Annotated in this window: 21 protein-coding genes and 1 pseudogene; 13 read left to right on the top strand and 9 right to left on the bottom strand. The window is 70.3% G+C overall.

Annotation, left to right across the window (positions count from 1 at the left end; genetic code table 11):
* Nucleotides 1-694 precede the first annotated feature (694 nt).
* The 8 genes from N4G66_RS39685 (at nt 695) to N4G66_RS39650 (ending at nt 10,790) form a co-directional block, all read left to right on the top strand.
* Nucleotides 695-1,915, top strand: coding sequence for a M20 family metallopeptidase (locus N4G66_RS39685; protein ID WP_261709164.1), 1,221 nt, complete (start codon nt 695-697; stop codon nt 1,913-1,915).
* Between the two features lie 366 nt (nt 1,916-2,281).
* Complete coding sequence (locus tag N4G66_RS39680) at nt 2,282-3,340, top strand: BMP family lipoprotein (RefSeq protein WP_261709161.1); 1,059 nt, start codon at nt 2,282-2,284, stop codon at nt 3,338-3,340.
* A gap of 315 nt (nt 3,341-3,655) precedes the next feature.
* On the top strand, nt 3,656-4,708 hold the full coding sequence (locus N4G66_RS39675; protein WP_261709160.1) for a BMP family lipoprotein: 1,053 nt from the start codon (nt 3,656-3,658) through the stop codon (nt 4,706-4,708).
* A gap of 243 nt (nt 4,709-4,951) precedes the next feature.
* Nucleotides 4,952-6,643 carry an ABC transporter ATP-binding protein gene (locus N4G66_RS39670; RefSeq protein WP_261709163.1) on the top strand — a complete coding sequence of 564 codons (1,692 nt, stop codon included), beginning with the start codon at nt 4,952-4,954 and terminating at the stop codon, nt 6,641-6,643.
* Entirely contained in the window at nt 6,643-7,767 is a 1,125-nt protein-coding gene (locus N4G66_RS39665; RefSeq protein ID WP_261709159.1) for an ABC transporter permease, read from the top strand. Before N4G66_RS39670 ends, N4G66_RS39665 begins: the two co-directional genes overlap by 1 nt.
* Nucleotides 7,764-9,029, top strand: coding sequence for an ABC transporter permease (locus N4G66_RS39660; protein ID WP_261709158.1), 1,266 nt, complete (start codon nt 7,764-7,766; stop codon nt 9,027-9,029). Before N4G66_RS39665 ends, N4G66_RS39660 begins: the two co-directional genes overlap by 4 nt.
* On the top strand, nt 9,026-9,439 hold the full coding sequence (locus N4G66_RS39655; protein ID WP_261709157.1) for a cytidine deaminase: 414 nt from the start codon (nt 9,026-9,028) through the stop codon (nt 9,437-9,439). The genes N4G66_RS39660 and N4G66_RS39655 overlap by 4 nt, the downstream gene beginning before the upstream one ends.
* A 67-nt stretch (nt 9,440-9,506) precedes the next feature.
* Nucleotides 9,507-10,790 (top strand): thymidine phosphorylase, encoded by a 1,284-nt coding sequence (locus N4G66_RS39650; protein WP_261709156.1) that lies wholly within the window; start codon nt 9,507-9,509, stop codon nt 10,788-10,790.
* A gap of 53 nt (nt 10,791-10,843) precedes the next feature.
* On the opposite strand, the gene N4G66_RS39645 is transcribed toward N4G66_RS39650, so the two are convergent.
* Entirely contained in the window at nt 10,844-11,764 is a 921-nt protein-coding gene (locus N4G66_RS39645; RefSeq protein ID WP_261709155.1) for an AEC family transporter, read from the bottom strand.
* Between the two features lie 185 nt (nt 11,765-11,949).
* Here N4G66_RS39645 and N4G66_RS39640 point away from each other — a divergent pair.
* Nucleotides 11,950-12,189: pseudogene (locus N4G66_RS39640) on the top strand (STAS domain-containing protein); the annotation flags it as partial.
* A 39-nt stretch (nt 12,190-12,228) separates the two neighbouring features.
* Here N4G66_RS39640 and N4G66_RS39635 read toward each other — a convergent pair.
* Together N4G66_RS39635 and N4G66_RS39630 are read right to left on the bottom strand one after the other, a co-directional pair.
* The gene (locus N4G66_RS39635; RefSeq protein WP_261709154.1) at nt 12,229-13,305 is read right to left on the bottom strand and encodes a sigma-70 family RNA polymerase sigma factor; all 1,077 of its coding nucleotides are present in this window, start codon (nt 13,303-13,305) and stop codon (nt 12,229-12,231) included.
* A gap of 145 nt (nt 13,306-13,450) precedes the next feature.
* Nucleotides 13,451-14,794 (bottom strand): MFS transporter, encoded by a 1,344-nt coding sequence (locus N4G66_RS39630; RefSeq protein WP_261709153.1) that lies wholly within the window; start codon nt 14,792-14,794, stop codon nt 13,451-13,453.
* A gap of 62 nt (nt 14,795-14,856) precedes the next feature.
* On the opposite strand from N4G66_RS39630, the gene N4G66_RS39625 reads away from it, so the two are divergent.
* Nucleotides 14,857-15,819 carry a LysR family transcriptional regulator gene (locus N4G66_RS39625; protein WP_261709152.1) on the top strand — a complete coding sequence of 321 codons (963 nt, stop codon included), beginning with the start codon at nt 14,857-14,859 and terminating at the stop codon, nt 15,817-15,819.
* Nucleotides 15,820-16,021: 202 nt separating this feature from the next.
* Here N4G66_RS39625 and N4G66_RS39620 read toward each other — a convergent pair whose 3' ends face one another.
* Nucleotides 16,022-16,783 (bottom strand): alpha/beta hydrolase, encoded by a 762-nt coding sequence (locus N4G66_RS39620; protein ID WP_261709151.1) that lies wholly within the window; start codon nt 16,781-16,783, stop codon nt 16,022-16,024.
* 292 nt (nt 16,784-17,075) lie between these two features.
* Between N4G66_RS39620 and N4G66_RS39615 the strand changes: the two genes are divergently transcribed.
* Both N4G66_RS39615 and N4G66_RS39610 read left to right on the top strand, forming a co-directional pair.
* Complete coding sequence (locus tag N4G66_RS39615) at nt 17,076-18,230, top strand: adenosine deaminase (protein WP_261709150.1); 1,155 nt, start codon at nt 17,076-17,078, stop codon at nt 18,228-18,230.
* Between the two features lie 143 nt (nt 18,231-18,373).
* Nucleotides 18,374-18,727, top strand: a complete 354-nt coding sequence (locus N4G66_RS39610; protein ID WP_261709149.1) for an ATP-binding protein — start codon at nt 18,374-18,376, stop codon at nt 18,725-18,727.
* Nucleotides 18,728-18,892: 165 nt separating this feature from the next.
* Here N4G66_RS39610 and N4G66_RS39605 read toward each other — a convergent pair whose 3' ends face one another.
* The 5 genes from N4G66_RS39605 to afsQ1 all read right to left on the bottom strand — a co-directional run bounded on the left by N4G66_RS39605 (nt 18,893) and on the right by afsQ1 (nt 22,784).
* Entirely contained in the window at nt 18,893-19,096 is a 204-nt protein-coding gene (locus tag N4G66_RS39605) for a PspC domain-containing protein (protein ID WP_261709148.1), read from the bottom strand.
* A gap of 114 nt (nt 19,097-19,210) precedes the next feature.
* Entirely contained in the window at nt 19,211-19,762 is a 552-nt protein-coding gene (locus N4G66_RS39600) for a VanZ family protein (RefSeq protein WP_261709147.1), read from the bottom strand.
* A 63-nt stretch (nt 19,763-19,825) separates the two neighbouring features.
* The gene (locus N4G66_RS39595; RefSeq protein ID WP_261709146.1) at nt 19,826-20,524 is read right to left on the bottom strand and encodes a hypothetical protein; all 699 of its coding nucleotides are present in this window, start codon (nt 20,522-20,524) and stop codon (nt 19,826-19,828) included.
* Nucleotides 20,521-22,110: a sensor histidine kinase gene (locus tag N4G66_RS39590; protein WP_261709145.1), complete on the bottom strand. Its 1,590-nt coding sequence runs from the start codon at nt 22,108-22,110 to the stop codon at nt 20,521-20,523. Before N4G66_RS39590 ends, N4G66_RS39595 begins: the two co-directional genes overlap by 4 nt.
* Nucleotides 22,107-22,784 carry a two-component system response regulator AfsQ1 gene (gene afsQ1, locus N4G66_RS39585; RefSeq protein WP_037625670.1) on the bottom strand — a complete coding sequence of 226 codons (678 nt, stop codon included), beginning with the start codon at nt 22,782-22,784 and terminating at the stop codon, nt 22,107-22,109. Before afsQ1 ends, N4G66_RS39590 begins: the two co-directional genes overlap by 4 nt.
* Before the next feature lie 296 nt (nt 22,785-23,080).
* On the opposite strand from afsQ1, the gene N4G66_RS39580 reads away from it, so the two are divergent.
* Nucleotides 23,081-23,875, top strand: coding sequence for a SigE family RNA polymerase sigma factor (locus tag N4G66_RS39580; protein WP_261709144.1), 795 nt, complete (start codon nt 23,081-23,083; stop codon nt 23,873-23,875).
* Nucleotides 23,876-23,987 lie beyond the last annotated feature (112 nt).

Below are 23,987 nucleotides of genomic sequence, written 5' to 3'. Positions count from 1 at the left end.
CGGGCTGCCTTGCCCGCCCGTCCGGCCCGCCGAGACTGCTCGTGCGAGGCCCACATCCGGCCGACCCACGTCCGGCCGACCCACGCGGGGCTGTCCACGCCGGGCTGTCCACGCGGGGCTGTCCACGCCGGGCCGTCCGTGCGGGGGCTGGGTGCGCGTGGGCCTGTACACGCCAGGCTCACGCGCGCCCCGCCGCCCACGTCGGCGCCGCCCGCGCCCGGCCATCTGCGCCGGGACCGACCCTGTCCGGTCACCAGGACACGGGGTCGCCCGCGCGGGGACCGCCCGCACCGGGCCGTGGTGCCGGGCCCACCCGGGGTGTGGGAGGGCCTCGTACCGCCCGCCCGCACCCCGCGGATCACGGAACGTGACATGGCTGTCGCGCGGTGGTGACGGTTACGGAATCCGGGTGCGGTGTTGTGAGACTGTGGAGGCCGGACAAGGGAATGCGCTCGGGTGAGCCGGGCGTTCCCTCGTGCACATCGGCGGGCGATCCCCGGCCGACTCGGATCACGGCCGGTCACCTGCGCCCGTTCAAGATCCAAACGCCCGAAGAGCCGGGCGAGTTTACCCATCCTCGTCGCCGACCATGCGCCGCGCGGTCAGATTTTCTTCCCCTAACGGGCTGAACTTTTGTTGATCGTGGGTTAGTTGGCCGCCCGATCGTCCTACCCTTCAAAGGGTGAACCAACTGATGTCCCGAGAGTCCGAGGCCGATCTCCCCGGGGAGCCGCTGCTCCCCGGCGCGCTGCCCGAGGCACTGCGCGCCGAACTCGTGGCGTTCCGTCGCGACCTTCACATGCACCCGGAGCTCGGCAACCAGGAGTTCCGTACGACCGCGGCGATCAAGGCCCGCCTGGAGCAGGCGGGCCTGAAGCCGCGTGTCCTCGCCATCGGGACCGGCCTCATCTGTGACATCGGGGACGCGGACGACGTACGCCCCATGCTGGCGCTGCGCGCCGACATCGACGCGCTGCCCATCCCGGACACGAAGAGTGACTGCGCGTACCGCTCGACCGTGCCCGACCGGGCCCACGCCTGCGGCCACGACGTCCATACGGCGGTCGTGCTCGGCGCCGGTCTCGTCCTCGCGGACCTGCACGCCCAGGGGCTGCTGCCCCGGCGCGTCCGGCTCGTCTTCCAGCCCGCGGAGGAGGTGCTGCCCGGTGGCGCTCCGGACGCGATCGAGTCGGGCGTGCTCGAAGGAGTCGGGCGGATCGTCGGCGTGCACTGCGACCCGAGGGTCGACGCGGGGCGTATCGGACTGCGGCACGGCGCCATCACCTCGGCGTGCGACCGGCTGGAAGTGTCCCTGGACGGCGCGGGCGGCCACACCGCGCGCCCCCACCTCACCACCGATCTCGTCACCGCCGCCGCGCGGGTCGTGACCGACGTGCCGGCGCTCGTCGCCCGGCGCGTGGACGCCCGCAGCGGGCTCGCGGTCACCTGGGGGCGCATCGAGTCGGGTCACGCCTGCAATGTGATCCCGCAGCACGCCGAACTGTCCGGGACGATCCGCTGTCTGGACCTCGACGCCTGGCGGGCGGCGCCCGACCTCGTCCACGCGGCCATCGACGAGATCGCGAACCTCTACCGAGCCAAGTCGGAGATCAACTACATCCGGGGCGTCCCGCCGGTCGTGAACGACCCGGCCGTGACCGACCTGCTCCGCGACGCGATGACCGCCCGGCGCGGCGCGCACTCCGTCGAGGACACCGAGCAGAGCCTCGGCGGTGAGGACTTCTCCTGGTACCTGGAGCACGTGCCCGGCGCGATGGCCCGGCTCGGGGTGCGCCCGCCGGGCGACCGCACCACCCGCGATCTGCACCGGGGCGACTTCGACGCGGACGAGTACGCGATCACGGTCGGCGTCGAGATGTTCACCGCGGCGGCGCTCCTGGACGAGCGGAACTGACGGCCTCCTGGACCAGGGCCCGCCCGGGCGGGCCCCGCGGCCGAGGGTGCGGCCGGGTGACTCCGGTCGCGCCCCCAGACCCTCCGCAGTAGCGTGGTCCAAGTCATCGTCAACAGTCACTCCGTGGAGCAGGAACCAACCGCTCCGTCACCCGGGCTCCGTTTTCCGGACACATCGCGTGATGGTCGTGGAGGGTGCTGCATCCCCAAACGCGCCTTTCGGTCCCGTGGTTCACAAGGACGTAACCGGCCATCGGCACGAATGGATAACGGCCAGGCGAAACCCCGTTCCCTGGACGGTCTACGCGCGTTAATGTGCGCCGAACTCAGCACCCACTGCGGGGCTTTGGAGAATGGGGAGCTTCAGATGCGTCGGATAGCCAGCCTGACCCGCGTCGCGGTGGGGGTCGCGTCGATCGCACTCGCCGCCACGGCCTGCGGCGGCACCAGCAGCGACAGCAACAGCAGCAGCAACAGCAGCGCGAGCGGTGGCGCCAAGGGCCTCGCCATCGCGTACGACGTCGGCGGCAAGGGCGACCAGTCCTTCAACGACGCCGCGTTCGCCGGTCTCGAGAAGGCCCAGAAGGAGTTCGGCTACAAGACGGCCGACGTCGAGCCCAACGACAACGAGACGGACGCCGACAAGCAGCAGCGCCTGGAGTCGCTGGCCAGGCAGGGCTACAACCCGGTCATCGGCATCGGCTTCGCCTACGGCCCCGCGCTGGAGAAGGCCGCCGCGAAGTTCCCGAAGACCAGCTTCGGCATCGTGGACTCGGTCGTGCCGGGCAAGAACGTGGCCTCCCTGGTCTTCGCCGAGCAGGAGTCCTCGTACCTCGCCGGTGTCGCGGCCGCCAAGGCCACCAAGAGCAACACCGTCGGCTTCATCGGCGGTGTGGACGTTCCGCTGATCCACAAGTTCGAGGCCGGCTACACGCAGGGCGTCAAGGACACCAAGCCCGGCGTGAAGGTCCTCTCGCAGTATCTGACACAGACCGCGGCGGAGGGTGGCTTCTCCAGCCCCGACAAGGGCAAGGCCGCCGCCGAGGGCCAGATCGAGAAGGGCGCCGACGTCCTCTACGCCGCGGCCGGTCTGTCCGGCCAGGGTGTCATCGAGGCCGCCGCCAAGGCGAACGTCTGGGCGATCGGCGTCGACTCCGACCAGTACAAGCAGCAGGCGCTGTCGGCGTACAAGGACCACATCCTGACCTCCGCGCTCAAGGACGTCGGCGGCGCGGTCTACACGCTGTCCAAGTCGGTCCACGACGGCAAGCCGCTGACCGGTACGCAGACCTTCGACCTCAAGGTCAACGGTGTCGGCCTGGCCGACAGCAACCCGAAGATGGGTGAGATCGCCGGTCTCACCGACGCCGTGGCCAAGGCCAAGGCGGCGATCGTCGACGGCAGCATCAAGGTCAAGACCAGCTAGTCGCCGCGAGCGGCGGGGTGATCGCGGCGGGCCGGTCCCGCCACCTCCCCGCCGGACGGGCGAACACGGTCGAAGTACAGCGGAACGGGCGGGCGCCCCAGGTGCCCGCCCGTTCCGCTGTCCGTTTCCGGGGTCGCCCACCGCCACATTCCCTTTGCGATCGGCAAGTCACCGGCCCGCGGGCGAGTGGCGTCGGGCACAGCCGGATAACAAGGTGGACAGAAGGGGTTTTCTAGTTGGTCTACGCGCGTTAATCTGCGGCGAAGCCAGCGCCGAAGCTGAACCGTCAGGCGCTGAACGACAGGAGCACATGTAATGCGCCGGGTTACCCGCATCGCGCTCGCAGGTACTGCGACCGCCTCTCTCGCCCTCGCTCTGTCCGCCTGTGGCGGCACCTCGACCTCCGGCTCGTCCTCGACGGACTCCAAGGGTCACAAGGGTCTCGCCATCGCGTACGACGTCGGCGGCAAGGGCGACCAGTCCTTCAACGACGCAGCGTTCGAGGGTCTGAAGAAGGCGAAGAGCGAGTTCAAGTACGCCACCGCCGACGTCGAGCCCACCGACGGCGAGACGGACGCGGACAAGACGCAGCGCCTGGTCTCGCTGGCCAAGCAGGGCTACAACCCGGTCATCGGCATCGGTTACGCCTACGGCCCGGCCGTCAAGGCCGCCGCCGCGAAGTTCCCGAACACGACCTTCGGCATCGTCGACGACTCCACCGTCGAGGCGAAGAACGTCGCGGACCTGGTCTTCTCCGAGCAGGAGGCCTCCTACCTGGCCGGCGTCACCGCCGCCAAGGCCACCAAGAGCAATGTCGTCGGCTTCGTGGGCGGCGTGGACGTTCCGCTGATCCACAAGTTCCAGGCGGGCTTCGAGCAGGGCGTCAAGGACACCAAGCCGGGCGTCAAGGTCTTCTCGCAGTACCTGACCCAGACCGCCCAGGAGGGTGGCTTCTCCAGCCCCGACAAGGGCAAGACGGCCGCCGAGGGCCAGATCGAGAAGAAGGCCGACGTCGTCTACGCCGCGGCCGGTCTTTCCGGTCAGGGCGTCATCGAGGCCGCCTCCGCCAAGAAGGTCCTGGCCATCGGTGTCGACTCCGACCAGTACCTGCAGGAAGCGCTGGCCCAGTACAAGGACTCGATCCTGACCTCCGCCACCAAGGACGTCGCCAAGGCGGTCTACAACCTGGCGAAGTCGGTCGAGGACGGCAAGCCCGAGAGCGGTATCGTTCGGGGCGATCTGAAGTCCGGTGAGGTCGGCCTGGCCGATTCCAACCCGGCCTACAAGAGCAACACCGCGATCCAGGACGCCGTCAAGGCCGCCCAGGAGAAGATCATCAGCGGTGCGATCAAGGTCAAGACCAGCTGACGAGCAGTACCTCAGGAGCAGCCAATGCGGTCCCGGGGAAGTTCGGGTGCGTCTCTGTGCCGTCCGGCACGGGGAGGCGCCTGTTCTGCCCCGGAGTCGCTTGGTAACCGCGGGGTTACGTCCGCTCAACGGGATACGAGGAGTCTGGCTCCCCGTATCCCGTTCTCGCGGCGCGTGGCCCCTTTCGTTGCCGTAGGGGCGCTACGCGCGTAGACGACCCCCTTTCCCTCAGGAGAGTGCGCCATCAACGCGTCAAGCAGCCCTCCGGCCGGCGCGGTCAACGGTCAGGCGACCGCTGTCGAACTCGCCGGGATCACCAAGCGATTCCCTGGCGTCGTGGCCAACCACGACATCCACTTCAGCGTCCGCAAGGGCACCGTGCACGCCCTCGTCGGCGAGAACGGCGCCGGCAAGTCGACGCTGATGAAGATCCTCTACGGCATGCAGAAGCCGGACGAGGGCACCATCGCCGTCGACGGCGAGCAGGTCACCTTCTCGTCCCCCGCCGACGCCATCGCCCGCGGCATCGGCATGGTCCACCAGCACTTCATGCTGGCCGACAATCTCACCGTCCTGGAGAACGTCACCCTCGGCAGCGAGAAGCTGTACGGGATCGGCGCCAAGGCCCGCCGCAAGATCGTGGAGATCTCCGACCGCTACGGCCTCGGGGTCCGCCCCGACGTCCTGGTCGAGGAGCTCGGCGTCGCCGAACGGCAGCGCGTGGAGATCCTCAAGGTCCTCTACCGCGGCGCTCAGATCCTGATCCTGGACGAGCCCACCGCAGTCCTGGTGCCGCAGGAGGTCGACGCGCTCTTCGACAACCTGCGCGAACTCAAGGCCGAGGGCCTTTCGGTCATCTTCATCTCGCACAAGCTGGGCGAGGTCCTCTCGGTCGCCGACGACATCACGGTCATCCGGCGCGGTACGACGGTCGGCACCGCCGTGCCCTCCGAGACGACCCCGCGTCAGCTCGCCGAGCTGATGGTCGGCAGCGAACTGCCGACGCCGGAGACCTCCGAGTCGACGGTCACCGACCGGGCCGTGATCGAGGTCGACGACCTGGTCGTCTTCGCCAAGGGCTCGGTGTCGATGGGCAAGGGCTCCGCCGCCCTGCTCATGGACGAGGTGGAGCGCGGCGCCGTACGCCTCGTGCTCGACCATGTCTCCTTCACCATCCACGCCGGTGAGGTCATGGGCATCGCGGGTGTCGAGGGCAACGGCCAGACCGAGCTCATCGACGCGCTGATCGGCCTGAAGTCCGCCGACTCCGGTGTCATCCGCTTCGCGGGCGACGACATCACCGGCCTGTCCACGCGCAAGCGCCGCGAGAGCGGCATCGGCTACATCCCCGAGGACCGCCACCGCCACGGCCTCCTCCTGGAAGCCCCCCTCTGGGAGAACCGCATCCTCGGCCATGTCACCGAGAAGCCCAACGCCAAGGGCATCTGGATCGACATCAAGGGTGCCCAGCAGGACACCCGCCGCATCGTCGAGGAGTACGACGTGCGCACCCCCGGCATCGACGTCACCGCGGCCTCCCTGTCCGGCGGCAACCAGCAGAAGCTGATCGTCGGCCGCGAGATGAGCCACAAGCCGAAGTTCCTGATCGCCGCCCACCCCACCCGCGGTGTGGACGTCGGCGCGCAGGCGCAGATCTGGGACCAGATCCGCGAGGCGCGCCGCGAAGGACTCGCCGTCCTGCTGATCTCCGCGGACCTGGACGAGCTGATCGGCCTGTCCGACACGCTCCGGGTGATCTACAACGGCAAGCTGGTCGCGGACGCGGACCCGGCCACCATCACCCCGGAAGAACTCGGCTCGGCCATGACCGGTGCCGCTTCCGGACACCTGGAGAACGAGGAGCTCGCCGAAGCGGCCGAGCTCGAAGAGCCCGCCGAGAACCCGGCGGACGCCCCGGAAGACGAGGCCCGCTGATGAAGAAGTTCGACAAGGAGCGCCTGCTCCTCGGGGTGGCCGGACCGGTCATCGCGCTCGTCGTCGCCGTGGCGCTGACCTCGATCGTGCTGCTCGCCTCGGGCAAGAGCCCGATCGAGCCGTACACGATCATGTTCCAGCAGGCGACGTACTCCGACATCCAGGTCCTGATCATCAACCAGGCCTCGCTGTACTACATCGCGGCGCTGGCGGTGGCCATCGGCTTCCGGATGAACCTGTTCAACATCGGCGTGGACGGTCAGTACCAGCTCGCCGCCATGATGGCCGCGATCGTCGGCGCGCACGTCGCGCTGCCGGCCGTGCTCCAGGTCCCGCTGCTGATGGTGACCGCCATCTGTACCGGCGCGTTCTGGGCCGGAATCGCCGGTGTCCTCAAGGTCACCCGCGGGGTCAGCGAGGTCGTCGCGACGATCATGCTCAACGCGATCGCGACCTCCGTCATCGCCTACCTGTGGCTGCCCGACGTCTTCGGCGTCAAGCTCGGCAACAACAACACCACCGGCGAGATGCACAAGTCCGGCTGGGTCCCCGGCTTCAACATGGGTGACGCGGGCGAGATCTACGGTCTGGTCATCCTCGCCGTGGTCCTGGGCATCGGCTACTGGATCGTCCTCAACCGCACCCGCTTCGGCTTCGACCTGCGCGCCTCCGGCGCCTCCGAGTCCGCCGCCGCGGCCAGTGGTGTCGACCCCAAGCGCATGGTGCTCACCGCGATGCTGCTCTCCGGCGGCATCGCCGGTCTCGCGGGTCTGCCGATCCTGCTCGGCGACACCCACACCTACAGCCTCAACTTCCCGACCGGCATCGGCTTCCTCGGTATCGGCATCGCGCTGCTCGGCCGCAACAGCCCCGTCGGCATCGCCTTCGCGGCCCTGCTGTGGGCCTGGCTGGACAAGGCCTCGCCCGAGCTCGACTTCCACGGGTACGACAAGGAAATCGCGGTCATCATGCAGGGCCTGATCGTGATCGCGGTCGTGGTCTCGTACGAGGCCGTCCGCGAGTGGGGTCTGCGCCGCCAGCAGCGCCGCGTCGGCGCGGAACTCGCCGCGGGCAACGTCCTCGGCGCCACCGACAACACCCAGAAGGAGGTGGCTGGCCAGTGACCACCGCAACCGACGTCAACCAGCCCACGCAGCAGCCCGCGGCCCCCGGCGGCCGCCGGATGTCGCTTCCCGTCCTCCTGCTGGTGATCGCGGGCGGCCTGGCGCTGACCTCGATCGTCCGCATCATCACCGGCGCCGACGGCATCACCAACGTCAGCCAGATGTCCACCGCGCTGGAGCTGGCCGTCCCGATCGGCCTGGCCGGTCTCGGCGGTCTGTGGGCCGAGCGCTCGGGCGTCGTCAACATCGGCCTCGAAGGCATGATGATCCTCGGCACCTGGTTCGGCGCCTGGGCCGGCTACCAGTGGGGCCCGTGGACCGGCATCCTGGTCGGCGTCATCGGCGGCGCCGTCGGCGGTCTGCTGCACGCGATCATGACGGTCACCTTCAACGTCAACCACATCGTCTCCGGTGTGGCCATCAACATCCTGGCGCTCGGTGCCACCCGCTATCTCTCCCCGCTCGCCTTCGAGGGCGTCCCGGGCGGCTCGGCCAAGCAGTCCCCGCCGGTCGAATCGCTCGGCCAGTTCACCGTGCCAGGGCTCTCCGACTGGCTCACCACCCTGAACTCCAAGGGCTGGTTCTTCGTCTCGGACGTCGCGGGTCTGCTCGGCGGCCTGGTCACCGACGTCTCCTGGCTGACCCTGATCGCCGTCGCGCTGATCCCCGCCACCTGGTGGATCCTGTGGCGCACCCCGTTCGGTCTGCGCCTGCGGTCCTGCGGTGAGAACCCGATCGCGGCCGAGTCGCTCGGCGTGAACGTCTACAAGTACAAGTACATCGCCGTGATCATCTCCGGCGGCCTGGCCGGCCTCGGCGGTGTCTTCCTCTCCATCGTCGCCAACCCCTTCTACCTGGAGGGTCAGACCGCCGGCCGCGGCTACATCGGTCTCGCCGCGATGATCTTCGGCAACTGGATGCCCGGCGGACTCGCCCTGGGTGCGGTCCTGTTCGGCTACACCGACAGCCTCAACCTGCGCGGCGGCTCGGAGAACGTCCACGCCCTGCTGCTGCTCGGCGCCATCCTGCTCGGCATCGGCGCGATCTGGTTCGCGGTCAAGAAGAAGTACGTGTCCGCCGTCATCACCCTGGTCATCGGCGTCCTCGTGTTCCTCTGGTACGCCACGACCAACGAGGTGCCCAGCCAGATCGTCTCCGCCACGCCGTACGTCATCACGCTGCTCGTCCTCTCGCTGTCGGCGCAGCGCCTGCGCATGCCGAAGGCCGACGGCCTGCCGTACCGGAAGGGACAGGGCAAGTGACAGCCGTCGGCGCGCAGTCCGCGGACGTCGACTGGGAGGAGCTGCGGGAGGTGGCTCGTACGGCGATGTCCCGTGCGTACGCCCCCTACTCGGAGTACCCGGTCGGCGCCGCCGCCCGCGTCGACGACGGCCGGATCATCTCCGGCTGCAACGTCGAGAACGCCTCCTACGGCCTCGGCCTGTGCGCCGAGTGCGGTCTCGTCTCGGAGCTGCACACCACCGGCGGCGGCCGGCTGACGCACTTCACGTGCGTCGACGGGCGGGGCGAGATCCTCGTCCCGTGCGGACGCTGCCGGCAGCTGCTTTTCGAGTTCGGCGGGGACGAACTGATCCTGGAGACGCCGGACGGGCTCGTGTCCCTCTCCGAGATGCTGCCGCAGGCCTTCGGTCCCGGACATCTCACCAAGTAATGCCCCGCGGCCCCTCCTGATCGACCGATCCCAGGGAGGGGCCGCTCATCTTTTCGGAAGGAACGCCATGGCCATGGACGCCGTCTCCGTCATCCGCACCAAGCGGGACCGCGCCGAACTCAGCGATCCGCAGATCGACTGGGTCATCGACGCGTACACCCGCGGCGAGGTCGCCGACTACCAGATGGCCGCCCTCAACATGGCGATCCTGCTCAACGGCATGAACCGCCGTGAGATCGCCCGCTGGACGGCCGCGATGATCGCCTCGGGCGAGCGCATGGAGTTCTCGTCCCTGTCCCGCCCGACCGCGGACAAGCACTCCACGGGCGGCGTCGGCGACAAGATCACCCTCCCGCTGGCCCCGCTGGTCGCCGCCTGCGGTGCCGCGGTGCCCCAGCTCTCCGGACGCGGCCTCGGCCACACCGGCGGCACCCTGGACAAGCTGGAGTCGATCCCGGGCTGGCGCGCGCTGCTGTCCAACGAGGAGATGCTGCACGTCCTCGACACCACGGGCGCGGTCATCTGCGCGGCCGGCGACGGCCTCGCCCCGGCCGACAAGAAGCTCTACGCGCTCCGCGACGTCACCGGCACGGTCGAGGCCATCCCGCTCATCGCCTCCTCCATCATGTCCAAGAAGATCGCCGAAGGCACCGGCTCACTCGTCCTGGACGTGAAGGTCGGCTCCGGCGCCTTCATGAAGACCATCGAGGACGCCCGCGAGCTGGCCGCCACGATGGTCGGCCTCGGCACCGACCACGGCGTGAAGACCGTCGCGCTCCTCACCGACATGTCTACGCCGCTCGGCCTGACCGCGGGCAACGCCCTGGAGGTCCGCGAGTCCGTAGAGGTCCTCGCCGGCGGCGGCCCCGCCGACGTCGTCGAGCTCACCATCGCCCTGGCGCGCGAGATGCTCGACGCGGCCGGAGTGAAGGACGCCGACCCGGCGAAGGCACTCGCCGACGGCTCCGCGATGGACGTGTGGCGCCGCATGATCGCCGCGCAGGGCGGCGACCCGGACGCCGAGCTGCCCACCGCGCGCGAGACGCACGTCGTCACCGCCCCGGCCTCCGGTGTGCTGACGCGTCTCGACGCGTACGACATCGGGATCGCCGCCTGGCGCCTGGGCGCCGGACGCGCCCGCAAGGAGGACCCGGTGCAGGCCGGCGCGGGTGTCGAGCTGCACGCCAAGCCGGGTGACACGGTGACGGCGGGCCAGCCCCTCATGACCCTCCACACGGACACCCCGGACCGCTTCGACTACGCGCTCCAGGGCGTCGAGGGCTCGTACGACATCGCCCCGGCGGGTACGGACTTCAAGGCCACGCCGATCGTGCTGGACCGGATCGCCTGATCGTCACGTCCATGACGGGGACCGGCGCGCTCGCGCCGGTCCCCGTTCGTGTCTCACCCGAGCACGGCCGCGATCACCACGAGCACCGGTACGGCCAGGATCGTCGAGAGCAGGATGGACTCACGGGCCAGCGTCTCGCCGACCCGGTAGCGCGAGGCGTACGTGAACAGGTTCTGCGCGGCGGGCAGCGCCGAGGTGACCACCACGTCGAGCAGCGGCGCCCCGTGCAGACCGAACACGCCGACGGCCAGGGCCCAGGCGGCCAGCGGCTGGCCCACCGCCTTCAGCGCGACGGACAGCAGCACCGGACCCCGGTCCGAGCCGCGGCCGGGCAGACTGCTGCCGCACAGCGAGATCCCGAACGCCAGCAGCACCGCGGGCACCGACATGCCGCCGATCAGCCGGAGCGGATCCAGGATCGGGCCCGGCACGGTCAGACCGGTCGCCGACACCGCGACCCCGCTCAGCGAACCGACCGCGATCGGATTGCGCAGCGGTGTGATCAGCCGCCGCCACAGCGGACCCTTCTCGCCCGCCCCGGACAGGTCGAGCACGGTCAGGGCGATCGGCGTGACCATGATCTGCTGGAACAGCAGCACCGGCGCCACCAGCGAGGCATCGCCCAGCACATACACGGCGATCGGGATACCGAGGTTGCCCGAGTTGACGTAACTGGAGCAGAGCGCGCCGATCGTCGTCCTGCCGAGGCCCCAGCGACGTACGGCCCCCACCGCGACGAACACCCCGGCCGCCGCGGCCGTGCTCATCGCCGTGACCAGCAGCCGGCTGGAGAAGATGACCGACAGGTCGGCCTGCGCGAGCGTCGTGAACAGCAGCGCCGGCGAGGCCACATGGAAGGCGAGCTTCGTCAGCACCTCCCGCCCGTTGTCCCCGAGGTAGCCGCGCCGTCCGATGACGTACCCGACGCCGATGACGACGGCGATGACCGCGAATCCCGTCAGCACCCCTTGCACGGCGCCCCCTCGGGGTGGAGAGGGCCGTCGGGTATCGCGGGCGGAACCGATTCATGGGGCATGCACCCAACTCAACGGGGAGGAGCGGGCGCAGGTCAATGTGATCCGCCGCGCCGCCCGCGATGATCCCTCGCGCCGCGGGCTGAACTTCGCGCCGCGGCGGTTGAACCTTCGTGCCGCCCGCGATGAGTTCCGTGCCCTCGGACGGTCTACTGACTGTGGATTCCGCGACACCGGCCGTACTCGTGATGCCAGGACTCGTCACCAGGGACGAGGTACCCCGGCTCTGCGAGGCCGTCCGTGCCCGCCTCGGGGTGACCGGGGGCGGGGTCGTGGTCTGCGATGTCGCGGGCCTCGGGCCGCCCGGCCTCGCCGTCGTCGACGCGCTGGCGCGCATGGAACTGGCGGCCCGCCGGGCAGGAGGCCGGATATGCCTGCGTGACCCGGACCCGGCGCTGCGCGCCCTACTCGACCTGGTCGGCCTCCGCTTCGAGACCTCCGACAGCTCCGGGTCCACCGGCTCTCCGGGCCCTGAGAGCCTCGGCGCCTTCGGGTCCGTCGAGGTGGAGAGGGAGTCCGAAGAGCGGGAACCAGCGGGCCGTGTCCAGGAAGCAGTGGAACCCGGTGATGCGGCCCTTTGAGATCTCCAGCGCCTGTACCGCCCAGGGCGTGTAGCCGTCCGCTTCCTCGTCCGGCTTGTACTGGGCGAAGCCCGGCAGACCGTTGACCTCGACCGGAATCAGGAGCGAGCCGGCGCAGGCCGCGCCCAGTGTCGTCATGAAACCAGTGATGTCCTGCGTGCCGCGCAGCCACAGGTCGAACGGCGGCATCGTCATGATCGCGTCCTCGTGGAGGAGCGCCGTCAGAGCCGTCATGTCGTACCCCTCGAACGCCGCCACATAGCGCTCGAGGAGTTTCTGCTGCTCCTCGTCGAGCGGGTCGGAGGTGGCGGCGTCCGCGCCCGCCCCGTCGTTCTCCGCGAGGGTGGCGCGGGCCCGCTGGAGCGCGCTGTTGACCGACGCGACCGTGGTGCCGAGCAGCTCGGCGACCTCGCTCGCCCTCCACGCGAGGACCTCGCGCAGGATGAGGACCGCGCGCTGCTTGGGCGGCAGGTGCTGGAGGGCCGCCATGAAGGCCAGGCGCACCGACTCCTTGGCGACCGCCGCCTCCGCCGGATCACCGGCCGCGGGCAGCACGCGGGCGTCCGGCACCGGCTCCAGCCAGGTGTTGTCCGGTCGCGGGGTGAGCGCCGCCTGGGCGAGTGGTGAGGGAGCCGTGAGATCCATCGGACGAGCCCTTCGGTTGCCCGCGTTGAGCATGTCCAGGCACACGTTCGTCGCGATCCGGTACAGCCAGGACCGCATCGAGGAGCGGCCCTCGAACTTGTCGTAACCGCGCCAGGCCCGGACCATCGTGTCCTGCACCGCGTCCTCGGCCTCGAAGGACGAGCCGAGCATCCGGTAGCAGTACCCGGTCAGTTCGACCCGGTGCTTCTCCAGCAGGACGTCCAGGTCCGCGGTTGTCGCCGTACCCTCGCTCATGGCCAACCCACCCCTGTGGCTGTTTCCGTGCAGCGCGTCATTGCGCCGGCACTTCGGAAGCTACCGCAGCCCACTGACAATGGCGTGTGGAGTGGGGAAAACAGCAGGTCACAGGGGGTGTGCCGGAGAGTGTCCCGGGCTCTGCTCAGTGGGCCGGTGCCGGTGCCGGTGCCGGTGCCGGCACGCGGCGGGAGGCGGTGCGGGCCGCGTGGGAGCCGAACAGGGTGATGGAGACGACGCCCAGCACCGCGAACAGCCCCATGGCCACCGTGCCCGCCCAGCCCCCGGCGTGGAAGGCGACCGCGCCGAGCGTGCTGCCGGCGCTGGAGCCGATGTAGTACGCGGACTGGTAGAGGGCCGACGCCTGCGCCCGCCCCTTCTTCGCGGTGTGGCTCACCGACGACGACGCCACCGCGTGGCCCGCGAAGAAGCCCGCGGTGATCAGCACCAGGCCGAGCAGGACCAGCGCGATCGAGTCCCCGAGTGTGAGGAGCAGACCGGCGGTCGTGGTGCCGCCCGCCAGATAGAGGGAGCCGCGGCGGCCCAGGCGGCCGGCCAGCCGGCCCGCCGTCGACGCCGACACCGTACCGACCAGGTAGACCAGGAAGATCGAGCCGACGATGCCCTGCGGGAGCGAGAAGGGCGCCTCGCCGAGGCGGTAGCCGATGACCGTGTAGACCCCGCCGAACACCATCATGAACAACGCGCCGATCGCGTACAGGCGGCACAGCAGCGGGTTCGCGAGATGGTCGCGCACCGTGCGGGCCAGCACCCGCGGCCGCAGCGAACCCCGTGCGAAGTGCCGCGGCGCCGGAAGCAGCAGCCGGAAGGCCACCGCGCAGACCACGGCGATCAGCCCGATCGTGCCGACGGCCACCCGCCAGCCCCACTCCTGCGCGACCCAGCCGGTGATGACCCGGCCGCTCATCCCGCCGACGCTGTTGCCCGCGACGAACAGACCGATCGCGGTGATCAGCGCCTTGGGACGGACCTCCTCCGCCAGATACGCCGTCGCCGACGCCGGAAGCCCCGCGAGCGCCGCGCCCTGCACCGCCCGCAGCGCCACCAGCGCGCCGATCGACGGCGCGAAGGGGACCAGGAGACCGACGGTGACCGCCACCGCCAGGGACGCCGTCATCAACGTACGCCGCCCGAAACGCTCCGACAGCGCGCTCATCGGGAGGACGAACAGCGCCAGCCCGCCCGTCGCGGCCGACACCGTCCAGCTCGCCTCGCTCGCGCTCACCCCGAAGTCCGCGGAGACCAGCGGGAGCAGGGCCTGCGTGGAGTAGAGGAGCGCGAAGGTCGCGACGCCCGCGAGGAAGAGCGCGAAGCTCATCCGTCGGTAGCCGGGCCCGCCGGGGGCCATACGGGAGTCGGTGACGGAGTCGGTGACAGGGACGGAGGCGGGGACGGAGGCGGTGGCGGTGGCGGGGACGGAGGCGGCGGCGCCCACGGTGGTGGGCGCCCCGGTACTGGCGGAAGGCATGTCTCGAACGTAGGGACCCGTCGTTCATCCGTCCAATGCATGGAATCGCCATAATCGTTCCCATGGCGCATCAGCAGAGGTCACAGGCTCACCTGTCACCGTTCAGTGACACAGAAGACAGCGCGCATTTTTCGAGGGTGCTCGCCCCGCGCCTCGCGTACTTCGCCGGTGTCGCCCGCACCGAGCACGTCACCCGGGCCGCGGAGCAGATGCGGGTCCCGCAGTCGACGCTGTCCAGAGCCATGGTCCGGCTCGAACAGGACCTGGGCGTCGACCTGTTCGCGCGGCGCGGCCGGACGGTGTCGCTGACCCCAGCGGGCCGCACCTTCCTCTCCTCGGTGGAGCGCGCCCTCGCCGAGATCGAGCGCGCGGCCGACGAGGTGCGCGCGGACGCCGACCCGGCCACCGGCAAGGTCGCGTTCGGCTTTCTGCACACGATGGGCTCGGAGACGGTGCCGGGGCTGATCCGCGCGTTTCGCGCCGACCATCCGCGCGTCCGCTTCAGCCTCGTGCAGAACTACGGGGAGGCGATGCTGGAGCGGCTGCGTTCGGGCGAGCTGGACCTGTGTCTCACCTCGCCGGTGCCGGACGCGCCCGATCTGGTGGGCCGCCGGCTCGACGAGCAGAAGCTCCGCCTGGTCGTGCCCGTCGACCATCCGCTCGCCGCCCGCAGGCGCATTCGCCTCGCCGAGGCGGCCGACGAGACCTTCGTGACCCTGGAACCCGGCTACGGGATGCGGCGCATCACCGACGACCTCTGCCAGGAGGCGGGGTTCCGGCCGCGTATCGCCTTCGAGGGGGAGGAGGCGGAGACGCTCCGGGGCCTTGTCGCAGCCGGGCTCGGGGTCGCCCTGTTGCCGCCACCGGCCGTCGCCCGTCCGGGAGTTGTCGAACTCACGGTCACCGCCCCGCGCGCCGTGCGCGAGATCGGCGTCGCCTGGCTCGACGGCCACCCGGACACCCCGCCGGTGGCCGCCTTCAAGAAGTTCCTGCTGTCTCGCCGCGGCCACCTGCTGCCCGACTGACCGGCCGGGCGGCCCCTCTTCGGGGGCCGCCGCCGCGCCTTGCCCGGGTGGCTCCGCTTGCCGCCCGACCCGCCTGCCGCCCGACCCGTCCGCTGCCTGCCCCGGCCCGCCGTCGGCCTACCGGCGGAACCGCCGCCCGCCTCGGACTCCGACGCGCGGCGGAACCGCCGCCCGCCTCCGATTCCGACGCACGGCGGACCCGTTACCGCCGCAACGACTGCCCGAAGCCCGCCGCCAGCGGCATCCGCAGGCCCAGGGGCGGCGGCGCCGCGAACGCGTCCTCGACCGGGCGGGAGAAGGCGCGCCCGAACAGCGTGCCCAGCACGAAGTCCTCAGCGAGGGCGAGGACTTCGTGCCGGTGCTGGTGCAGCGCGTGCCCGTCCGAGTGGACCTCGAAGCGGCAGATGCCGCGGTTGGCCTTCTTCGCGCGCGCCGCGAGCCGGAAGGACAACTCCGGGTCGGTGCGCTCGTCGTTGGTGCCGTGCACGATCAGCACGCGCCGCCCGGCCAGCTGTTTCACCGGTTCGGGTGGTGCGGCGACGTCGTCCTCGGGAAGCCAGGGTGCCAGCGCCAGCACGGAGTTGACGGCCGTGTGCCCGCCCGCGCGCAACGCCGCCCGGCCGCCCATGTCGATGCCGGCCAGACACACGGGGACGTCGCCGTAGCGGCGGACGACCTCGTCCGCGGCCCAGGACGCGTCGGCCGCGAGATGGGCCTCGCTGCCGTTCCAGCCGCGGACCCGGTAGTGCACCACGTGGGTGACCAGGCCTTCCGCGCGTCCGGCCCGGGTCAGTCGCCGCCCCAACGCGCGTACGGAGGCGGTCGCCATCATGGGGGAGGGTTTTCGGGCAGAGGTCTCCTCGCCGCCCGGCAGCAGCAGGACAACTCCGCTGACCGCCGTCGGCTCCGGGCCGAGCGCCCTCCCCAGCCGGGCCCTGCGAACCGGCGTCGCTTGCTGTGCCATCTCTCTCCTTGCGTGGATCCCGGCCCTGGGCCCGGGCGGGAAACGCACCGTGTGTGCCGGAGGCGCTACGTGGCGTAGGACGCCTGGCGCCTGCCTCCGGCAGCGGTCAGGGCTTGGCCGTCATGAGACTCCTTGGAGTCGCGTGAGAAGCCCCCTCGTTCGCGAGGGGGAGGAGTCACGACAGAACAGTGTCAGAAGCAAGGGTGTACGCCACCCGTCCGCACGGTCACCGTTACGTATCGACGGATTCGTACAACAGGAGATCTACGCGCGTAGGGGCTAGAGTGCGGAAATGACGAGCCAGATCCGGAACACCCCGAGCTCGGAGCAGATCCGCCGGGCGCCCAAGGTCCTGCTGCACGATCACCTCGACGGGGGGCTGCGCCCCGGCACGATCGTCGAACTCGCCCGCGGCACAGGCTATTCGAACCTCCCCGAGACCGATCCCGGCAAGCTCGGGCTCTGGTTCCGCGAGGCCGCCGACTCCGGTTCGCTGGAACGGTATCTGGAGACCTTCGCCCACACCTGCGCCGTCATGCAGACCCGTGAGGCGCTGGTGCGGGTCGCCGCCGAGTGCGCCGAGGACCTCGCCGAGGACGGGGTCGTCTACGCCGAGGTGCGCTACGCGCCCGAGCAGCACCTGGAGGGCGGGCTCAGTCTCGAAGAGGTTGTCGAGGCGGTCAACGAGGGCTTCCGGGAAGGGGAACGGCTGGCCCGGGAGAACGGCCACCGCATCCGCGTCGGCGCTCTGCTCACCGCGATGCGGCACGCGGCCCGCGCCCTGGAGATCGCCGAACTCGCGAACCGCTACCGCGACCTGGGCGTCGTCGGCTTCGACATCGCGGGCGCCGAGGCCGGCTTCCCGCCCACCCGGCACCTCGACGCCTTCGAATACCTGAAGCGCGAGAACAACCACTTCACGATCCACGCCGGTGAGGCGTTCGGTCTGCCGTCCATCTGGCAGGCCCTCCAGTGGTGCGGCGCCGACCGGCTCGGGCACGGTGTCCGCATCATCGACGACATCCAGGTGCGCGAGGACGGCTCGGTGCAGCTCGGGCGGCTCGCGTCGTACGTCCGCGACAAGCGCATCCCGCTGGAGCTGTGCCCCAGTTCCAATCTCCAGACCGGCGCCGCCGACTCGTACGCCGCTCACCCCATCGGACTGCTGCGGCGCCTGCACTTCCGTGCCACGGTCAATACCGACAATCGATTGATGTCGGGTACGAGCATGAGCCGGGAATTCGAGCACCTTGTCGAGGCGTTCGGTTATTCGCTCGACGACATGCAGTGGTTCTCGGTCAATGCTATGAAGTCAGCATTCATTCCTTTCGATGAACGACTGGCCATGATCAATGACGTGGTCAAGCCCGGATATGCAGAACTCAAGTCCGAATGGCTGTTCCAGCAGACCGCCTCGACCAGCGCTTCTGTGGAGAATCAGACCTGATCGGAGTGGGTGGGAATCGGCCGGGTCTTCACTTCTTCTCCATGATTCGGCCGCTTTTCGATGTTTGCGGATGATGGGCTTGCGTGTTTACGGTTTTGGACCGCTCACATCCCTGTCTCACCCATCCCAAGGACGCACTCACGATGAAGCAGTCTGCTGCCAAGACCCTCGGTGTCGCCGCTCTCGGTGCCGCTTTCGCCGCTGTCGGAGCGGGTGCCGCGAACGCCGCCCCGGCCGTGCCGGACGCCTCCTCGGCGCTGGACACCGTCACCAGGACGCTGCCTGCCGAGAACGTCACCGAGGCGCTGCCCGGCGACGGTGGGGCGCTCGCCCAGGGGCAGAGCGCCCTCGGCACGGGCGCGGCCGCCGCCATGCCCGCTGCCGCGCGTCTGCTTGCCAACGGGCCGACCGCGCCCGTGGCCGGACTGCTCGGGGGGCTGCCGCTGCAGGGGCTGCCCACGAACGGTCTGCCGGTGAACGGGATTCCGCTGGGCTGACGCTCTCCGCTCTCCGTCGGACGGAGGTCCCCTGCCTGTCCGAGCTCGGGGCCCTTCGGTTGTACGGAACGAACGCGCTCCGGCTGTACGAACGCCGGTGGGGCGCACCCTCGTCGGGTGCGCCCCACCGGCGTTCGCCGTGTGTCCGCGGGGTGCCCGCCCGGGTCACCAGGCGGTGCGGGAGGCCTTGTCCTCGGAGGGGAAGAGGATCCACAGCGCTATGTAGAGCAGGAACTGCGGGCCGGGAAGCAGGCAGGACAGGACGAACACGACACGCATCGTCGTCGCGGAGGTACCGAAGCGCCGTGCCAGCGCAGCACAGACTCCGCCGATCATGCGGCCGTTCGTGGGGCGGGCAAGGGCGGTCATGGTGGCTCCTTCGCGAACCGTCGTCGAGTGCCGGCGGGGCCGGCTCCGTCGTCCTCATCGATGCCTTCACCGATGTCTTCAACGCTACGGGGACGAAGCGGGCGAAGCGTCGCTCTACGGAGCGATCCCGACCCTGGGAATCGTCGGGGTCCGACCCTGAGCGGGGTCCTCCCGAAGGACGGCCGCACGCCGCTGCGTCTCCGCCCGGCGACGGAACCCGGCCCTGGCGGCGGGCACGATCGCGAGGTGCGCGAGGGCCACGCCGAGGGTGTTCAGCATGATCGAGTCGATGTCCACGACCTGGCCCGGGACACCGGTCTGGAGCAGCTCTATGCCCAGCGACAGCAGCGCGCCCGCTGCGGTCGTCCTCAGGAGGGAGCCGAGGGGGGAGACGACGAGCCTGCCTCCCGCCATCGGGAGCAGGACGCCCAGCGGGGCGAGCAGCCCGAGGCCCGCGGCGATACGGCGGGCCGCCACCTCGGGGCCCAGCGCGAGGTCGGCTCTGAGACCCGCGAAGGGCCGCAGGTTGGCGGCGCTCACCCAGGGGACGTCCAGCGGACGCAGCGTGATCCAGGCGACGAGCGCCAGATGTGCGACAAGGAGGACACCTCCTGCCACACGGACGCGGGTGACGGCGCTGCCGCCGTCTGAACCTTGACGCTGCACGCCCCCCAAGACGCGAGGTCCGGCACGATCGGTTCCGTGGCGGGGGTTTTCGCCCCCGCCACGTCACGAGCCCCGGACCGCCGTCGACGCCGGGGACTCGTCGCCCGGGGCGGCACGCACCTCGGGGGTGCACTCGTAACTGCGCAGGGGAGCGGGGGCGGGACCGCCCAGGACGACGCTGCCGTCGTCCTGCGCCGCGGCCGAGTCCGAGAAGGTGCAGACGATCTGCGCGAGGGACGTCGAGGTGAGGTCCTCCGGCGAGGTGCTCAGCCGGAGAGTGTCCTCGGGGTCCCCGTCGTGGGGCCCGCTGACCGTCATGCCGCCGCGTACGTCCGTCGTGTACCCGGCCTGCTCCTCGGGCGTCGACGGTGCCTCCGCGAGTTCGTCCAGCAGCGCCTGGGCCACCAGGATCCGGCGCGCCGCCTCCGCCGTGCCGTCCGCGATGCGAACCGACCGGTCGACGGTCACCAGCTGCGCCGAGCAGAGCAGGAAGACCTGGACCGGCACCCCGTGCGAGGACTGGGTGGAGATGTCGGGGCCGGAGAGGGCGCAGGGCACCCGCGAGGGCGCCGGACCGAAGTCGGTGGGCACCTGCGTGGACCGGATACCGCACCCCGAGACCAGCACGGCGAGCAACGGAACGGCCAGCCAGGGCCGAACCCGCCCCGGCCGCGGACGCCGGAACGGGCGTCCGGTACGCGTGGAGTCGGCGGCCCGCGAGGAGGGCGTGGCCCGGGGGCCGGTGGGGTGTGCGGTGGTCATCCGGCGGTGCCTTCCGTGCCGTTCCCGTGCGCGGAGCCGTTACGGCCCTGCGGGTCGTCGGCGAGGATCTCCGACGCGTCCTGGGGCAGGCGCAACGTGAACACCGCCCCGCCCTTGGGCGCGTTCGCCGCGATGATCTCCCCGCCGTGGATGTGCGCGTTCTCCAGGGCGATGGAGAGGCCGAGGCCGCTGCCCTCGGAACGCGGGCGGGACGCGCTGGCCTTGTAGAACCGGTCGAAGACGTGCGGCAGGACGTCCTCGGGAATGCCGGGACCGTGGTCCTGCACCTCGATGACCAGTTCCTCGCCCTCGCCCTCCATGCGCACCGACACCCGGACCGGTGAACCGCCGTGCTTGAGCGCGTTGCCGATCAGGTTCGCCAGGATCACGTCGAGGCGGCGCGGGTCGAGCCGCGCCGTCATGCCGCGTTCGGCGTCCAGTTCGACGGCGTCCAGCCATGCGCGCGCGTCGATGCACGCGGTGATCTGGTCGGTGATGTCCACGTCGTCGAGGATGAGCCGGGCGGTGCCCGCGTCGAAGCGGGTCACCTCCATGAGGTTCTCGACGAGGTCGCCCAGGCGCCGGGTCTCGCTGACGACCAGCCGTACCGCCGGCTCGATCATCGGGTCGACGCTGCCGGTCTCCGCGTCCAGTTCCTCTTCGAGGATCTCGGTGACGGCGGTGATCGCGGTGAGCGGCGTACGGAGTTCGTGGGACATGTCGGCGACGAACCGGCGGGACGCCTCGTCCCGCGCGCTCATGTCCGCGACCCGCTTCTCCAGGGCTTCCGCCGTCCGGTTGAACGTCCGTGACAGATCGGCGAGTTCGTCCGTTCCGGAGACCCGCAGCCGGGTGTCCAGCTTGCCCTCGCCGAGCCGGCGGGCAGCGATGCCCAGCCGATGGACCGGCTTGAGGACCGTGGTGGCGGCGGCCTGCGCGAGCAGCGCCGAACCGATCAGCGCCAGCCCCGTCGCGATTCCCAGTGACCAGGCCAGGGAGTTGAGGTCCTTGGCCTCCGGCTCCAGGGACTTGAGCATGTAACCGGTCGTGCTGCCGTCGATCACCCGCGCGCCGCCCACGAGATACGGCTTGTCGTGCTCGGTGATCCGCTGCCAGTACAGGTGGTACGCGGACGTGTTGCTCGAGGACAGCGGCTGCTGCTTGTTCACCGCCTTCTGGAGGGACTTGGGCACGTCCTCCAGCGTGAAGGTGTCCAGCTCGGAGTTGCCGGTGATCATCCTGCCGCTCACGTCCTCGGCGGTCAGCAGCACACTGAAACGCTGACTGCTGTTCGCCATCTGCCCGGCCGTGCGCTGGAGTTCGTCCTGCGCCGGGTGCACCGGCAGCATGCTCGCGTGGTTGCGCATCTCCTGCTGGAAGTCGCGCAGCACGGCGTCCTGGGTGCGCGTCAGCACGGCCTCGCGGTTGAGCCAGTACGCGATGCCCGACGCGGACACGGCGGCGGTGAGCGCGACGAGCCCGAACACCACGACCAGGCGCAGCCGCAGGCTGGTGAAGCGCAGACCGGACAACAACGCCTTGCGCGCCGCGGCCCAGCCGCGGAGCTTGTCCTGCGGTTTGGTCACTGAGGGTTGTCCAGCCGATAGCCCACGCCGCGCACGGTACGGATCAGGGTGGGCGAGGACGGCACGTCCTCCACCTTGGCGCGCAGCCGCTGCACACACGCGTCGACCAGGCGTGAGTCGCCCAGGTAGTCGTGCTCCCACACCAGACGCAGCAACTGCTGGCGGGACAGGGCCTGTCCGGGCCGGCGACTCAGCTCCAGGAGCAACCGCAGCTCGGTGGGCGTCAGTTGCAGATCCTCGCCGTTCTTGGTGACCGTCATAGCGGCACGGTCGATGACCAGCGAGCCGAACGACGCCGAGTCGTTCGCCTCCCGTTCACCGCGGCGCAGCACGGCACGGATCCGGGCGTCGAGCACCCGGCCCTGCACCGGCTTGACGACATAGTCGTCGGCGCCGGACTCCAGTCCGACCACGACGTCGATGTCGTCGCTGCGCGCGGTCAGCAGGATGATCGGCAGCTGGTCGGTGCGCCGGATGCGCCGGCACACCTCGAATCCGTCGATGCCGGGCAGCATCACATCCAGCACGATCAGGTCCGGCCGCTGCTCGCGCAGCAGCTTCAGACCGTCCTCGCCGGTGGCAGCGGTGGCCACGCGGTGTCCCTGGCGCGTCAAAGAGAGCTCCAGGGCCGTACGGATGGCGTCGTCGTCCTCGATCAGCAACAGGGAAGGCACGGACGTCATTCTGGCCCATGTCATGCTCGGGTATCGACCGTTGGAGCGCTCCCACTCGTCTCTCGCGTACAACGAGGCTCCCCGTGGGCGGCGATGGGGACCCAAGTGGTCATCTGCGTAGTCGTACCGCTCTTCTCTGTGATCGCGCTGTGCCGCGCCCGGGAACGGCCCCTGTGACAGGTCTGTGACAGTCGGCGGACACGGCCATGAAGTGGCCCCGGCAAGCTTTTGGACACAAGGCAGGACGCACGACGGAACGAACCGAAGAACCGGGACTCCACGACGGGGGGCGCGAGATGAACACGCTGCACAGCACCAGCACTAGCGCAGTTGTCACGCGGCTCCACGGCGTCACCCGGGCCGGGGAGAAGTCCGGCGCTGTGATCGGGCGGGGGTGCGATCGCGGCGCCGGGCGTCAGCACACCGCGTACATGACGGTGGTTGACGCCCTCACGGGGGAGAACACGGCGGCGACAGCCGCTGTGGGTACGGCCGGGGGGAAGGCTCACGGGGGAGCCGCGTACGGGGAGGCCACGGGGGAGCGTCACTCCGGGGCGGGGACGGCGGACGCGGAAGCGGCGTTCACCGCCTACGTCCAGGAGCGCCGCGCCTCCCTGTACGCAACCGCCTATCACCTGACCGGCGACCGCTTCGAGGCCGAGGACCTGCTGCAGAGCGCGCTGTTCTCGACGTACCGGGCCTGGGACCGGATCAGTGACAAGGCCGCGGTCGGGGGTTACCTCCGCCGCACCATGACCAATCTGCACATCAGCGCGTGGCGCCGCCGCAAGCTGAACGAGTACCCGACCGAGGAACTGCCGGAGACGGCCGGTGACACGGACGCGATGCGCGGCACCGAGCTGCGCGCGGTCCTGTGGCAGGCGCTGGCCCGGCTGCCCGAACTCCAGCGCACGATGCTGGTCCTGCGCTACTACGAGGGCCGCACCGACCCGGAGATCGCGGAGATCCTCGACATCAGTGTCGGCACGGTGAAGTCCAGCATCTGGCGGTCGCTCCGCCGGATGCGCGAGGACGAGGTCCTCAGCTTCGGCCGTGACGAGGAGGAGTCCTTCGGGGAGCTTGTCGCCTGAAGGTCTGGGGGAGCGGTAACAAGTAGGACGGGGGGGCCGGTTCCGGGGGGAACCGGTCACGGGGGAGTCGGTTCCGGGGGGAACCGACACGCAACGGGGTCACGGGGAAACG

Source organism: Streptomyces rhizosphaerihabitans (assembly GCF_025399795.1).
Classification (GTDB): domain Bacteria; phylum Actinomycetota; class Actinomycetes; order Streptomycetales; family Streptomycetaceae; genus Streptomyces; species Streptomyces rhizosphaerihabitans.
This window is presented reverse-complemented; position numbering and strand designations above follow the sequence as displayed.